At 70.4% G+C, this 13,821-nt stretch carries 13 protein-coding genes; 12 read left to right on the forward strand and 1 reads right to left on the reverse strand.

Annotated elements, in window-relative coordinates; all coding sequences use genetic code 11:
• Positions 1–42: 42 nt before the first annotated feature.
• From cobW to cobJ, 6 genes are read left to right on the forward strand one after another with little or no spacing between them, the layout of a single operon-like run.
• A complete protein-coding gene (gene cobW, locus GGR45_RS03260) occupies positions 43–1,080 on the forward strand; it encodes a cobalamin biosynthesis protein CobW (protein WP_175312732.1) in 1,038 nt (345 codons plus the stop codon).
• 4 nt (positions 1,081–1,084) lie between these two features.
• Complete coding sequence (gene cobN, locus GGR45_RS03265) at positions 1,085–4,534, forward strand: cobaltochelatase subunit CobN (protein ID WP_175312733.1); 3,450 nt, start codon at positions 1,085–1,087, stop codon at positions 4,532–4,534.
• The gene (locus GGR45_RS03270; protein ID WP_175312734.1) at positions 4,531–5,652 is read left to right on the forward strand and encodes a cobalamin biosynthesis protein CobG; all 1,122 of its coding nucleotides are present in this window, start codon (positions 4,531–4,533) and stop codon (positions 5,650–5,652) included. The genes cobN and GGR45_RS03270 overlap by 4 nt, the downstream gene beginning before the upstream one ends.
• Positions 5,652–6,281, forward strand: a complete 630-nt coding sequence (locus tag GGR45_RS03275; RefSeq protein ID WP_175312735.1) for a precorrin-8X methylmutase — start codon at positions 5,652–5,654, stop codon at positions 6,279–6,281. Before GGR45_RS03270 ends, GGR45_RS03275 begins: the two co-directional genes overlap by 1 nt.
• Positions 6,278–7,006: a precorrin-2 C(20)-methyltransferase gene (gene cobI / locus GGR45_RS03280; RefSeq protein ID WP_175312736.1), complete on the forward strand. Its 729-nt coding sequence runs from the start codon at positions 6,278–6,280 to the stop codon at positions 7,004–7,006. Before GGR45_RS03275 ends, cobI begins: the two co-directional genes overlap by 4 nt.
• On the forward strand, positions 7,003–7,752 hold the full coding sequence (gene cobJ, locus GGR45_RS03285) for a precorrin-3B C(17)-methyltransferase (RefSeq protein WP_175312737.1): 750 nt from the start codon (positions 7,003–7,005) through the stop codon (positions 7,750–7,752). Before cobI ends, cobJ begins: the two co-directional genes overlap by 4 nt.
• Here cobJ and GGR45_RS03290 read toward each other — a convergent pair.
• Entirely contained in the window at positions 7,728–8,474 is a 747-nt protein-coding gene (locus tag GGR45_RS03290) for a cobalt-precorrin-6A reductase (protein ID WP_175312738.1), read from the reverse strand. The two genes, cobJ and GGR45_RS03290, sit on opposite strands and share 25 nt — an antisense overlap.
• On the opposite strand from GGR45_RS03290, the gene cbiE reads away from it, so the two are divergent.
• The 6 genes from cbiE to cobF are packed head-to-tail and all read left to right on the forward strand — an operon-like array spanning position 8,473 to position 13,630.
• Positions 8,473–9,672, forward strand: a complete 1,200-nt coding sequence (gene cbiE / locus GGR45_RS03295) for a precorrin-6y C5,15-methyltransferase (decarboxylating) subunit CbiE (RefSeq protein WP_175312739.1) — start codon at positions 8,473–8,475, stop codon at positions 9,670–9,672. The genes GGR45_RS03290 and cbiE overlap by 2 nt on opposite strands.
• Complete coding sequence (locus tag GGR45_RS03300) at positions 9,666–10,016, forward strand: cobalamin biosynthesis protein (RefSeq protein WP_175312740.1); 351 nt, start codon at positions 9,666–9,668, stop codon at positions 10,014–10,016. The genes cbiE and GGR45_RS03300 overlap by 7 nt, the downstream gene beginning before the upstream one ends.
• A complete protein-coding gene (gene cobM, locus GGR45_RS03305) occupies positions 10,013–10,777 on the forward strand; it encodes a precorrin-4 C(11)-methyltransferase (RefSeq protein ID WP_175312741.1) in 765 nt (254 codons plus the stop codon). The genes GGR45_RS03300 and cobM overlap by 4 nt, the downstream gene beginning before the upstream one ends.
• Entirely contained in the window at positions 10,774–12,081 is a 1,308-nt protein-coding gene (locus tag GGR45_RS03310) for a cobyrinic acid a,c-diamide synthase CobB (RefSeq protein WP_175312742.1), read from the forward strand. Before cobM ends, GGR45_RS03310 begins: the two co-directional genes overlap by 4 nt.
• A complete protein-coding gene (gene cobA, locus GGR45_RS03315; protein ID WP_175312743.1) occupies positions 12,078–12,800 on the forward strand; it encodes a uroporphyrinogen-III C-methyltransferase in 723 nt (240 codons plus the stop codon). Before GGR45_RS03310 ends, cobA begins: the two co-directional genes overlap by 4 nt.
• Positions 12,797–13,630, forward strand: a complete 834-nt coding sequence (gene cobF / locus GGR45_RS03320) for a precorrin-6A synthase (deacetylating) (protein ID WP_285138874.1) — start codon at positions 12,797–12,799, stop codon at positions 13,628–13,630. Before cobA ends, cobF begins: the two co-directional genes overlap by 4 nt.
• Positions 13,631–13,821: the final 191 nt, after the last annotated feature.

Consider the following 13,821-nt stretch of genomic DNA (forward strand, 5'->3'; position numbering starts at 1 on the left):
CCCCCGTCCGTGCTCGCTCGTCCGGCGCGTCGGAGAATTATCATGCGTGACCTCTCCAAGGTCCCCGTCACCATCGTCACCGGCTTTCTGGGCGCCGGGAAAACCACGCTCATCAGCCATCTGATCCGCAATGCGGGCGGCCGCCGCCTGGCGGTGGTCGTCAACGAGTTCGGCACTTTGGGCGTCGATGGCGACATCCTGCAGTCCTGCGCCATCCCCGACTGCCCGGCCGAGAATATCGTCGAGCTCGCCAATGGCTGCATCTGCTGCACCGTCGCCGACGACTTCATCCCGACGGTCGAAAAGCTGCTGGCGATGGAGCCGCGTCCCGATCACATCCTGATCGAGACGTCGGGGCTGGCGCTGCCCAAGCCGCTGCTCAAGGCGTTCGACTGGCCCGCCATCCGCTCGCGGATCACCGTCGACGGCGTGGTCGCACTGGCCGACGCCGAAGCCGTCGCGGCAGGGCGTTTCGCCCCCGATCTGGACGCGGTCGAGGCGCAACGCGCCGCTGACCCCAGCCTCGACCATGAAACCCCGCTGTCGGAGGTGTTCGAGGACCAGCTGGCCTGTGCCGACATCGTCCTGCTGACCAAGGCGGACCTCGCCGGGCCGGAAGGCGTCGCCAAGGCCCGCGCCATCATCGCCGCCGAAGCGCCGCGTCCGCTGCCGATGGTCGAGGCGGTCGATGGCATCGTCTCCGCCGAGATCGTGCTGGGGCTGGAAGCCGCCGCTGAGGACGACATCGCCGCGCGCCCCTCGCACCATGACGGCGCCGACGATCACGAGCACGACGATTTCGACAGCATCTCGGTCATGCTGGGCGAAGTGGACAGCCCCGAGGCGATCACGCAGCGCATCGTCACGCTGGCCGAGCAACAGGACATATTGCGCGTAAAGGGCTATGCCGCAGTGGCGGGCAAGCCGATGCGGCTGCTGGTCCAGGCGGTCGGCCGCCGGGTGCGCACCAATTACGACCGCCCCTGGGGCGCAGGCGAGCCGCGCGGAACACAGCTGGTCGTCATTGCCGAGCATGACCGGATCGACCGGCCCGCGATCGAGGCTGTGCTGAAGGGCTGAGCCAGTGCATCTCGTCTTTCGCGAGAGCCATGGGCTGGAGGAACAGGCCGTTCCGCAGGATCTGGGGCAGCGCCCCGGTGATGCGGTCGTCCTGTCCTTCTCCGACAGCGACCTGAGCGCCTTTGCGGCGGGCTGGCGGGCAGGGGGATTCCCCTGGTCGCTACGGCTCGCCAATCTGGCGGCGCTGGTCCACCCGCTGTCGGTCGACACCTATGTCGAACACACCTTGGCGCATGCGAAAGCGATCCTAATCCGGCTGATCGGCGGGGCGGCCTATTGGGACTATGGCCTGCGCGAGGTCGAGCGGCTGGCGCGCGAGCGGGGCATCGCGCTGGCGGTGCTGGCGGCGGACGGGCGTGAGGACCCGCGGCTGGCGGCGGCGTCTACCGTCGATGAGGCGGTTGTGCGGCGGTTGGGGGCGCTGTGCGACGCGGGGGGTGCACAGGCGGCGATGATGGCTTTGCGGGCGTTGGCGCAGGCGGTGTCGCTTGGGGCTATGCCCTCCCCAACCCCTCCCGCCAGCGGGAGGGGCTATAGTGATGCGAGGGGCGTGGGGTCCGAGCTTGAGGCTCTTGTCGGAGACGCAAGCGAGCCGTTTGAAGAAGCGCGGGCTGCCACCACAAGCACGCCCCTCCCGCAGGCGGGAGGGGATGGGGGAGGATCCTTGCCGCAAGCGACGTCGCTCGCGCCCTTTCCCCTCCCCACCCCCCCCCCCTGCCGGGAGAGGGGCTTTGAAGTAGCCCCTGTCGGCGCCTGGTCCCCGCAGGGCGTCTCCTGCCCCGCCGCGACCCTGCTGACCGCCACCCGCCCCCGCGTCCTGATCGTCTTCTACCGCGCCTATCTCGCCGCCGCCGATCTGGAACCCATCGCCGCCCTTCATACCGCCTTGACGGAGCGCGGCTTCGACCCCGTTGCCCTGTTCGTGCCCTCGCTGAAGGCCGAGGGCGCAGGGTCATGGATCGCGCGCTGGGTAAAGGCGCTCGCCCCGACCGCGATCGTCAACGCCACCGCCTTCTCGGCGCGCGGCGAGGACGACACCACCCCGCTCGACGGCGCGGGCGTGCCGGTGTTCCAGGTCGCGCTCGCAACCAGCGACCGCGAAGGTTGGGAGAGTTCGGCGCGCGGCCTGTCGCCCGCCGACCTCGCCATGCATGTCGTCCTGCCCGAGATCGACGGACGGTTGTTCGCGGGCGTCGTCAGCTTCAAGCAGCCGGGAGAGCGTGACCCCGATTTCGACATCGCCTTGCGCCTTCATCGCGCGGAGCCGAGCCGGATTGCGGCGGTCGCCGACCGGGTGGCGGGTTGGACGAAACTGGCCGCCACCCCCGTGGCGGAGCGGCGGTTGGCGATCCTGCTGTCCACCTATCCGGGCAAGGACTGGCAGGCGGCCCATGCGGTCGGGCTGGACGGTTTCGCCTCGACGGCGGCGATCCTCGATGACCTGCGCGCTGCTTACTATGATGTCGCGGTGCCGGCCGATTTGCCCGTGGCGCTGACGAGCAGCCGGATCGCGTGGCCGGTCGAGGCATATCGTGACGCCCTGGCCACCCTCCCCAAAACCTTGCGCTGCGACCTGCTCGAAAGCTGGGGCGCGGTCGAGGACGACCCGATGGTCGAGGGCGACCAGTTCCATTTTCCCGCGCTGACGCTCGGCAAGGCGATCGTCGCGCTCCAGCCCGAGCGTGGCCGTCGCGAGGCACGGGCGGACGAGTATCACGACTTGTCCCGCTGCCCGCGCCACGCCTATGTCGCCTTCTATCTCTGGCTCCGCGCGCAGGGGATCGATGCGCTGGTCCATGTCGGTGCGCATGGCACGCTGGAATGGCTGCCCGGCAAGGCGGTCGCGCTGTCCGACGCCTGCTGGCCCGAGGCGCTGACGCGGGACTGGCCGGTCCTCTATCCCTTTATCGTCAACGATCCGGGCGAGTCGGCGCAGGCCAAGCGCCGTCTGAGCGCGGTGACGATCGGCCATGTCCCCCCGGCGCTGGTCCAAGCGGAAACGGGGGCCGGTCTGGGGCGGCTGGAGGCGTTGCTTGACGAATATGCCAATGCCGATGGCCTCGACCCTGCGCGTCGCGATCGGCTGCGCGGTCTGATCGCCGAGGAGGCGGACAGCGTCGGGCTGGGCGAGACTTTGGGGCTGGCGGGCGCGGAGGACCCGCTCGCCCGGATCGACGCCTTTGTGTGCGACGTGAAGGACAGCCAGTTCGGCGAGGGGCTGCACGTCTTCGGCCGCGGCGAACAGGGGGCGGCGGAGCGCGCCGGGCTGCTCGCCGGTCTGGATGGCAAGCGGGTCGCGCCGGGGCCTTCGGGCTCGCCTTATCGCGGCCGGGCCGACGTCCTGCCCACGGGCCGCAACCTCTACGCCATCGATCCGCGCGCGGTGCCAAGCCGGGCGGCACAGACCCAGGGCGTCAAGCTCGCCGAGGAACTGATCCGCCGGCATATGCAGGAAGAAGGCGACCATCTTCGCACGCTGATCGTCGATCTCTGGGGATCGGCGACGATGCGCACGGCGGGGGAGGAGTTCGCCATGGCGCTGCATCTGATCGGGGTCGAGCCCGTCTGGGATCATCGGTCCGAGCGGGTGACCGGGTTCGAGGTGATGCCGCTGATGCGCTTCGACAGGCCGCGTGTCGATGTGACGCTGCGCGTGTCGGGACTGTTTCGCGACGCCTTCCCGCATCTGGTCGCCTTGTTCGGGCAGGCCGTGCGCGCGCTCGCCCAGCGCGACGAAGCGGCGGAGTGGAATCCGTTCGTCGGGCAGGCGTCCCCTCGCGTCTATGGTCCCGCGCCGGGGCGTTACGGCGTCGGGCTGGACCCGAATGCGGGCTATGACGACGCCGCGCGGTTCGAGGCGGGGCGGAGCTGGCTCGCCGCCTCGGCAACCGCGCTCGACGATGGCGACCGGCGCGATGCAGAGGGGGTCGCGGCGCGGGTGGCTCGCGCACAGGCCTTTGTTCACGTCCATGACCTCCCCGAAAGCGATCTGTTGCTCGCCGCCGATTATGCCGCGCATCAGGCAGGTTTCGCGGCGGCGCGCACGGCCTTGGGCGAGGAGGCAGCCTCGCTCTATCACCTCGACACGCGCGATCCGGCCAACCCCAAGGCGCGGACGCTGGCGGAGGAAATCGCCCGCACCGTCCATGCCCGCGCCGCGCACCCGCGCTGGGTCGAGGGAATGATGGCGCATGGCTTTCGCGGCGCGGCGGAGATCGCCGCGACGCTCGACCATCTGGGCAGTTTCGCGCATCTGGCCGATGCGGTGCCCGCCGCGTTGATCGACCTTTATTGGGATGCGACGCTGGCGCGAGACGAGGTGCGCGACTTCATGGCGCAGGCGAATCCGGCGGCGCTGGCGGCCATGGAGGCACGCTTCGCGGCGCTCCATGCGGCGGGCCTCTGGCAGACGCGGCGCAACTCGGTGCTGGCGATGCTGGACGGCATGGCATGAGCGGCTTCGTCGTCAAGGGCTGGTGCCCCGATGCGTGGCGGCCGATGATGGCGGGCGACGGCTTGCTGGTCCGCGTCCGCCCGCCGTTGGCGCGGCTGACGGCGGAGCAGATGGAGGGGCTGTGCGAGGCCGCGATCCGGCATGGCAATGGCCAGATAGACCTGACCGCCCGCGCCAATCTGCAACTGCGTGGGGCGACCGAGGCAAGCTGGCCTATTATGGTCGCCGAGTTGCAGGCGCTGGGACTGGTCGATCCCGATCCGGTGCGCGAGCGGCGGGGGGCGATCCTCGTCAACCCCGACTGGCGCGAAGGCGACGACACCCATGCCATCGCCAGCGAATGGCGCGCGCGGCTGGCCGAATTGCCTGAACTGCCGGGCAAGGTGGGCTTCGTGGTCGATGCGGGGCCTGCGCCGACCTTGGCGCACGCCTCCGGCGATTTTCGGATCGAGCGGGCGGCTACCGGGGAGTTGCTGTTGCGCGCGGATGGCCGGGCGAGCGGCGTGACCGTTACCCGCTCCAACGCAGCCGATGCCCTGATCCGGTTGGCGAACTGGTTCGCCGACAGCAACGGCCGCACCGCCGGGCGGATGGCGCGACACATGGCCTCTCTGCCTGACTGGGCCGAAGGCGATGCCGTACCTGCATCCGGCGCGCCGATGCAGCCTGGCGCGCATCCCATGGGTGCGGTCTATGGCCTGCCCTTCGGCCGGATCGAGGCCGCATCGCTGGCGGCGTTTGCCCGCGCCCATGACTGCGCGATTCGCCTTACCCCGTGGCGGCTGCTGATCGCGGAGGGCATTGCGCCCGTGCCCGCCGCCGGAATGCTGCTGGCCGACAGCCCGATCCTCCACGTCGATGCCTGTGTAGGCGCGCCCGCTTGCCCGCAGGGCAGCGTCGAAACCCGCAGTCTTGCCGCCCGTCTTGCGCCGCTGATCGAGGGGCGGCTGCATGTCTCGGGTTGCGCGAAGGGCTGCGCACGGGCACGGGCGGCGGACTGGGTGCTGACCGGGCGGGAGGGGGCTTTCGATCTGGCCCGCAACGCCCACGCCGGGGCCACGCCCCTTCACACCGGATTGACGCCCGAGCGGGCGGTCGCGCTTCTCGGAGCCTGTTGATGCCGTACACTTACGAAACCGATGGCGCGGCGATCTATCGCCAGTCTTTCGCCATCATCCGCGCCGAGGCGGATCTGGCCCGCTTCGACGCCGAGGAAGAGCCGGTCGCGGTGCGCATGATCCATGCCGCCGGGCTGGTCGAGCTGGCGCCATCGATCCATTTCTCAAGTGGTTTCGCGGTGGCGGGGCGGCAGGCGCTGGCGAACAGCGGGGCGATCCTGTGCGACGCGCATATGGTCAGCGAAGGCGTCACGCGCGCGCGGCTGCCCGCCGACAATCCGGTAATCTGTACCTTGCGTGACCCATCGGTGCCCACGCTGGCGAAGGAGATGGGTACGACCCGCTCGGCCGCCGCGCTGGAGTTGTGGCGGCCGCATCTGGCGGGCGCGCTGGTCGCGATCGGCAATGCGCCGACCGCGCTGTTCCATCTCCTGACCATGTTGGAAGACCCCGACTGCCCCCGCCCGGCGGCCATCATCGGTTGTCCGGTCGGCTTTGTCGGCGCGATGGAGTCGAAGGATGCGCTGTGGGACGCGCAGCCCGTCCCTTGCGCCATCGTCAAGGGCCGTCCCGGCGGCAGCGCGATCACCGTCGCGGCGATCAACGCGCTGGCGAGCCGCGCCGAATGACCATCGGAACGATCCACGGTGTCGGGCTCGGCCCCGGCGCGGCGGACCTGATGAGTGTCCGTGCCGACCGGCTGGTGCGGGGGGCGCGTCATGTCGCTTATTTCCGTAAAAGCGGGCGGCGCGGCCATGCGCGTACCATTGTCGACGGGATGCTGCGCGACGATGTGGTCGAGTACCCGATGGACTATCCGGTCACCACCGAGATCGTCTTCACCGACCCGCGCTATAATGAATGCCTGGCGGCCTTTTACGCGACATGCACCGCGCATATCCTGTCGCTGGTGCAGGGTGGCGAGGATGTGGTCGTGCTGTGTGAGGGCGATCCGTTCTTCTACGGCTCGTTCATGCACCTGCACAGCCGGTTGAAGGATCACGCCCCCGTCGCCGTGGTGCCCGGCATCACCGGCATGTCGGGCGCCTGGACCGCCAGCGGCGCGCCGATCACCTGGGGCGACGATGTGCTGACCGTGGCGATGGCGACCCTGCCAGAGGCGGAGTTGACCCGCCGCATCGCCGAAACGGACGCGCTGGTCGTCATGAAGATCGGCCGCCACCTCCCCAAGCTGCGCCGTGCGATCGCGGCGGCGGGGCGGGAAGGGCAGGCCTGGCTGGTCGAACATGCCGCGCAAGCCGCCGAACGGGTTCGCCCGCTGGTGGAGGTCGAGGACGCCCCCGCCCCCTATTTCTCGATCGCGCTGATCCATGGACAGGGGCGGCGGCCATGAGCGGCTGGCTGATCGTCGCGGGGCTGGGGCCGGGCGCGGACGCGATGGTCACGCCCGAGGTTTCGGTGGCGCTGGCGGAGGCGACCGATGTCGTCGGCTATATCCCCTATGTCGCGCGCGTGCCCGAGCGGCCCGGCCTGACCCGCCACGCCAGCGACAACCGTGTCGAGCGCGACCGCGCGCTCCATGCGCTGGAAATGGCTGAGGCGGGGGCTCGCGTGGTCGTCGTATCCTCGGGCGATCCGGGCGTCTTCGCGATGGCGGCGGCGATCTTCGAGCGGGTCGAGGAAGACCCCACCCGCTGGCACGATCTCGACATCCGCGTCCTGCCCGGCATCACCGCGATGCTGGCGGCGAGTGCGCGGGCGGGGGCGCCGCTGGGCCATGATTTCTGCGCGATCAATCTGTCGGACAACCTCAAGCCGCAGGCGTTGATCGAGCGGCGCCTGGCCCTAGCGGCGGAAGCGGACTTCGCCATCGCGCTCTACAATCCCCGCTCCAAGGCACGGCCCGACGCGTTGGATGCGGCCTTTGCACTCCTTCGCGAGACGTGTGGCGACAACCGTCCTGTGCTGTTCGCCCGCGCCGTCTCCACGCCGGAGGAGGTCTTGCGCATCGTGCCCTTGCCCGAAGCCAAGGGCGAGATGGCCGACATGCGCACCGTCGTCATCATCGGCTCCAGCCGCACGCGGATGATCCCGCATGCGGGCCAGCCGATCCTCTACACCCCCCGGACGACGCCGTGATCCAGCCAGTCCAGCACCTCGGCGACGCTGTCCACCTGCGGGCGGGGCGGGATGAAGGGACGGTCGATCATCACGACCGGCAACCCCAGCGCGCGCGCGGCATCCAGCTTGGCGCGCGCGCCCGTGCCGCCCGCATTCTTGGCGACGATCACCTCGATGCGGTGTTCGCGCAACAAGGCCAGTTCGCCCGCCGGCGTGAAGGGGCCGCGATCCACGACCAGATGATGGTGGGGCCAGGCCGGCGGCGCGGCGGTATCGACGAAGCGCAGCAGGTAGAAATGCTGCGGGGCCTTGGCAAAGTCGCCGATGGTCTGGCGGCCAAGTGCCAGGAACACGCGCGCAGGGTCGGTGCCGAGCGCAGCGATCGCCTGTTCGGTATCCGCCACGCGGATCCAGCGATCACCGGGGCTTTCCACCCATTCGGGTCGGGTCAGCGCGAGCAAAGGCACGCCCGCCCGCTCCGCCGCCGCAATCGCATTGGTGCTGATCCGCGCGGCGAAGGGGTGGGTCGCGTCGACCAGATGCGTCACGCCTTCGCGCTTCAGGTGATCGGCCAGCCCCTCGACCCCGCCGAACCCGCCGACGCGTATCGGGATCGCCTGGGCGCGGGGGTGCTCGGTGCGGCCCGCATAGCTCAGCACCGCGCGTATCCCGCGCTGCGCCAGCGCGGAGGCCAGCGCGCTCGCCTCGGTCGTGCCGCCGAGCAGAAGGATATGGCGCATGGCTGACTCCGAACCCTGGCTGACGATCGTCGGGATCGGCGAGGATGGCTGGGATGGCCTGACCGCCCCCGCGCGCGCCGCGATCGAAGCGGCCGATAGCGTGATGGGCGCAGCCCGTCACCTGTCGCTGCTGCCCAGGACGGGCCGGGCGGAACGGGTCGTCTGGCCGGTGCCCTTTGCCGATGGGGTGCCGATGCTGCTCGAACGGCGGGGTGGGCGGGTAGCGATGCTCGCCTCGGGCGATCCCTTCTGGTTCGGAGCGGGATCGGTCGTGACCCGTCATCTGACGCCGGGCGAATGGGTGGCCTATCCGGCCGCTTCCACCCTGTCGCTGGCGGCGGCGCGGCTTGGCTGGCCGGTGGAGACGATCCAGAGCGTCGGGCTTCACGCCCGGCCGATCGAGACGCTGCGCCCGCATCTGGCGCCGGGAAAGCGCATCCTGGCGCTGATGCGCGACGGGGCTTCGGTGACGGGGCTGGCGGCGTGGCTCGCCGAGCAGGGTTTCGGCGACAGCGCGCTGACCGTGCTGGAGGCGCTGGGCGGCCCGCGTGAACGGGTGCGGGCCTGTACGGCGGACGCGCTCGACTGGACCGACATCGCACACCCGGTCGCGGTGGCGATCGAGCCTGCCGGGGCGGGCCGGGTATTGCCTGGCGCGAGTGGCCTCGACGACGACTGGTTCGCGCATGACGGACAGATCACCAAGCGCCCCGTCCGCGCGCTGGCGCTGTCGGCGCTCGCCCCGCGCCCCGGCGAGTTGCTGTGGGATATCGGGACGGGATCGGGATCGGTTGCGATCGAATGGCTGTTGAGCGACCCGACCACCCGCGCCATCGGTTTCGAGCGCGATCCCGACCGCCTCGCCCGCGCCGCTGCCAATGCCGCGCGTCTGGGCCTGACCCGGCTGGAACTGGTCGAAGGCGATGCGGCGGCTGAACTGGCCGAGCGCCCGCATCCCGATGCGGTGTTTGTCGGCGGTGGCCTGTCGCGCCCCCTGGTCGAGGCGCTGCGGACGCTGCCGCGTTGTCGCCTGGTCGCCCACGCCGTCACGCTGGAGACCGAGGCGCTGCTAGCCGAATGCCACGCCCGCTATGGCGGTGAATTGCTTCGCATCGAATTGGCGCACGCGCGCCCGCTCGGGACCAAGCGCGGGTGGAAGGCGAGCTATCCCATCGTGCAATGGCGGGTCGCATGGTGATCGCCGGGTTCGGATGCCGGGCGGAGGCGACGATGGAGTCGTTCCGCAGCGCGTTGGCGCAAACAGGCATGCGTCCGGATTCGCTGGCCGTACCTGCTGATCGCACAGCGGTGATCGCGCCATTCGCCGGTGGGATGGCTGTCCACGCCATTGCCGCAGACCTGTTGCAAGGCATCGACACCCCGACCCGTTCGACCGTCAGCATGGCCGCGCGCGGCGTAGGCAGCGTCGCCGAAGCCGTGGCGCTCGCTGCCGCCGGGCCGGGCGCGCGGATCGTCGTTGCCCGTGTGATTTCCTCCGACCGCATGGCGACCTGCGCCATTGCCCAGGGACTTGAAGAATGACCGTTCACTTCATTGGCGCCGGACCCGGCGCGCCCGATCTGCTGACCCTGCGCGGGCGCGACCTGATCGCCGCCTGCCCGGTCTGCCTCTATGCCGGATCGCTGGTGCCCGAGGCCGTGCTCGACCACTGCCCACCGGGTGCGAGGATCGTCAACACAGCGCCGATGACGCTCGATGAGATCATGGCCGAAATCTCGGACGCGCATGCCAAGGGGCAGGACGTCGCCCGGCTCCATTCGGGCGACCTGTCGGTCTGGTCGGCGATGGGCGAGCAGGTGCGGCGGTTGCGTGAACTGGGCATCCCCGTCTCGGTGACGCCGGGCGTGCCGTCCTTCGCGGCGGCGGCGGCGGTGCTGGAAAGCGAGCTGACCCTGCCCGGCATCGCCCAGTCGGTCATTCTCACCCGCACCCCCGGCCGCGCCAGCGCAATGCCCGAGGGTGAATCGCTGACCGCCTTTGCTGCGACCGGCGCGACGCTGGCCATCCATCTGTCGATCCACAATCTGGCCAAGGTCGTTGCCGACCTGACCCCGCATTATGGGGCCGACTGCCCGGTCGCGATCGTCTGGCGCGCCAGCTGGCCCGAACAGCGGATCGTCCGCGCGACGCTGGCCACCATCGAAGAGGCCGCCGCCGACGGGCCGGAGCGGACCGCGCTGATCCTGGTCGGCCGCGTTCTTGCCCCGAGCGATTTCGCCGAGAGCCGTTTGTACGCGGAGGGCTATGACCGCCGCTATCGCCCCGGAAACAGCCTGACATGACTCCGGGATTGATGATCGCCGCGCCCGCCTCGGGCACTGGCAAGACGACGGTGATGCTGGGCCTGCTCCGCGCGTTCCGCGATGCGGGGCTGGCTGTGCAGCCGTTCAAGAGCGGCCCCGACTATATCGATCCGGCCTTTCACCGCGCGGCCTGTGGGCGGGCGTCGTTCAACCTCGATGGCTGGGCGATGCCCGCAGCCCTGCTCGACACGCTGGGCCAGCGAGGGAGGGACGCGGACCTCGTGCTCGCGGAAGGCTCGATGGGGCTGTTCGACGGGGTCGCCAAACCGGGTGCTACCGGCATGGGCAGCAGCGCGGAAACCGCCAAGCGCATGGGCTGGCCGGTGATCCTGGTCATCGACGTGTCGGGACAGGCGCAATCGGCGGCGGCGACCGCGCTGGGTTTCGCGCGCTATGACCCCGAATTGCGGGTGGCGGGCGTGATCCTCAACCGGGTGGCGAGCCCGCGTCACGAGCGGCTGGCCAAGCTCGGCTTCGAGGAGATCGGCCTGCCCGTGTTCGGCGCGCTGCCCCGGCGCGGCGACCTGGTCATCCCGGAGCGGCATCTCGGGCTGGTGCAGGCGGTTGAGCATCCCGAGCTTGACCGGTTGATCGGCGATTATGCGGCCTTCCTGGCCGCGCATGTCGATTTGGCGGCGATCCGCGCGGCGGCCTATGCCAAACCCTTTGCCGTCGCGTCCGGCACGCTCCCTCCACCCCCGGCGCAGCGGATCGCGCTGGCGCAGGATGCGGCCTTTTCCTTCGTCTATCCGCACATGCTGGAGGGCTGGCGCGCGGGTGGCGCGGAAATCTTGCTCTTCTCGCCGCTGGCCGACGAGGCACCGGATGCCTCGGCCGATCTTGTCTGGTTGCCCGGCGGCTATCCCGAGCTTCACGCCGGGCGGCTGGCGGCGGCGGAGACGTTCCGCAAGGGGCTCGCCGCCCACGCCGCGACCAAGCCGATCCACGGCGAGTGCGGCGGCTATATGGCGCTGGGCGAGGCGCTGGTCGATGCAGGCGGCGTCAGCCACCGCATGGCCGGGCTGCTCGGCCTCGTCACCAGCTATGCCAAGCGCAAGATGCATCTCGGCTATCGCCGCGCGACCCTGCTCGGCGAAGTGACGGGGATGCCCGAGGGCGCGGTGCTGGGCGGGCATGAGTTTCATTATTCGACCGTGCTCGAACAGCCCGACGCGGCACTCGCTCATGTCGTCGATGCGCAAGGCGAGGCGGTGCCCGAAACCGGATCGCGGCGGGGGCAGGTGACCGGCACCTTCTTCCATCTGGTGGCGCGCTGGTGGTGAGCGGGTTCGTCCATCTGATCGGCGCGGGGCCGGGCGACCCCGAACTGCTGACGCTGAAGGCGGTGCGCTGTCTGGGCGCGGCCGATGTCGTGCTGTTCGACGACCTCGCCGCCGGGCCGATGCTGAGCCACGCGCGCAGCGGTGCCCAACTGATCGCGGTCGGCAAGCGCGCGGGCCGCGCCTCGCCCAAACAGGGTGAGATCGACCGGCTGCTGGTCGATCATGCCTTGGCGGGCAAGCGCGTGGTGCGCCTGAAGTCGGGCGATCCCGGCATCTTCGGGCGGCTGGAGGAAGAGATCGTCGCGCTGAAAGGCGCGGGCATCCCCTTCGAGATCGTCCCCGGCGTCAGCGCGGCGAGCGCGGCGGCGGCGGTGGCGGGCATTCCACTGACCCGGCGAGCCGAGGCGCGGCGGGTGCAGTTCGTGACCGGCCATGACGTGACCGGCGCGCTGCCTGCCGATCGCAACATGGCGGCATTGGCGGACGCGGGCGCGACGACCGTGGTGTTCATGCCCAAGCGCACCTTTCCCGCGCTGGCCGAGGCGCTGGTCGCGCATGGCCTGTCGCCCGCGACGCCCGCGCTGATGGCCGAGCATGTCGGCTGCCCCGATCAGCGCCTGACCCGCGCGACCGTGGGCGAACTGGCGACGCAACTGGCGGAGGGCGTGTCCGACAAGGCGGCGCTGATCCTCTATGGCCCGCTGATGGAGGACCTGTGATCCATCTCGACCTGATCGGCATCGGTACGGGCAATCCCGAGCACCTGACCCGTGCGGCGGAGGCCGCGATGCGCGCCGCCGACCTGATCCTGCTGCCGCGCAAGGCGGACAAGGCCGAATTGATCGACCTGCGCCGCGACATCTGCGCGCAGGTGCTGGCGGGGACAGCCGTGCGGGTGGTCGAGTTCGACCTGCCGGTGCGCAGCGGCGAGGGGGCCTATCTCGATAGCGTCGAGCATTGGCATGATGCGATCGCCGAATGCTGGGCTGGGGCAATCGCGGCACATCTGCCCGGCGGCGGGCGGGTGGCGCTGCTCGTATGGGGCGACCCCTCGCTTTACGACAGCACGATCCGCATCGCCCGGCGGCTGGTGGCGGTGGAGCGGGTGACGGTCGTGCCGGGAATCACCAGCCTTCAGGCTCTGTGCGCGGCACATGCGATCCCGTTCAACGCGGTCGGCGCGCCGGTGATGGTGACGACCGGGCGGCGTCTGCGCGACGGCGGCTGGCCCGACGGTGCGGACAGCGTCGCGGTGATGCTCGACGGCGGATGCGCGTTCACCACGCTGGATCAGCCGGATGCGGCGATCTGGTGGGGCGCGTATCTGGGCATGGCGCAACAGGCCATCGACGCCGGGCGGCTGGCGGATGTGGCGGAACGGATCGTCGCGCGGCGGGCCGAACTGCGGCGGGTCCATGGGTGGATCATGGATGTGTATCTGTTGCGGCGGGCGGGAGATTTGGCGGGGGAGGGCATTGCCCCCAGCGACGTCGCTTGCGGCGGCGCCCCCACCCCAAACCCCTCCCCCCTGCCGGGAGGAGGGGCTTAATGCGGATCCGGCCGCCACAAACATCTCCCCTCCCGCAGGCGAGTTGTGGGTTGGCCATGCCCCCGGCATGGCCTGAACGATGCGGGGCATCGTTCACTCACAACTGGGCTGGGGGAGGGCGGGGCCACAGGCTGCATCGCTCGTGGCCTGGCCCCCACCCCAAACCCCTCCCCCCTGCCGGGAGGGGGGGC

The sequence above is a fragment of the Sphingomonas zeae genome, from assembly GCF_014197135.1.
In the GTDB taxonomy this organism is placed as follows: domain Bacteria; phylum Pseudomonadota; class Alphaproteobacteria; order Sphingomonadales; family Sphingomonadaceae; genus Sphingomonas; species Sphingomonas zeae.

Coding starts and splice junctions, on each gene's coding strand:
- GGR45_RS03300 (WP_175312740.1), top strand. CDS start 9,666: ATGGTGATCGCCGGGTTCGGATGCCGGGCGGAGGCGACGATGGAGTCG.
- cobW (WP_175312732.1), top strand. CDS start 43: ATGCGTGACCTCTCCAAGGTCCCCGTCACCATCGTCACCGGCTTTCTG.
- cobJ (WP_175312737.1), top strand. CDS start 7,003: ATGAGCGGCTGGCTGATCGTCGCGGGGCTGGGGCCGGGCGCGGACGCG.
- cobM (WP_175312741.1), top strand. CDS start 10,013: ATGACCGTTCACTTCATTGGCGCCGGACCCGGCGCGCCCGATCTGCTG.
- cbiE (WP_175312739.1), top strand. CDS start 8,473: ATGGCTGACTCCGAACCCTGGCTGACGATCGTCGGGATCGGCGAGGAT.
- GGR45_RS03275 (WP_175312735.1), top strand. CDS start 5,652: ATGCCGTACACTTACGAAACCGATGGCGCGGCGATCTATCGCCAGTCT.
- cobI (WP_175312736.1), top strand. CDS start 6,278: ATGACCATCGGAACGATCCACGGTGTCGGGCTCGGCCCCGGCGCGGCG.
- GGR45_RS03290 (WP_175312738.1), bottom strand. CDS start 8,474: ATGCGCCATATCCTTCTGCTCGGCGGCACGACCGAGGCGAGCGCGCTG.
- GGR45_RS03270 (WP_175312734.1), top strand. CDS start 4,531: ATGAGCGGCTTCGTCGTCAAGGGCTGGTGCCCCGATGCGTGGCGGCCG.
- GGR45_RS03310 (WP_175312742.1), top strand. CDS start 10,774: ATGACTCCGGGATTGATGATCGCCGCGCCCGCCTCGGGCACTGGCAAG.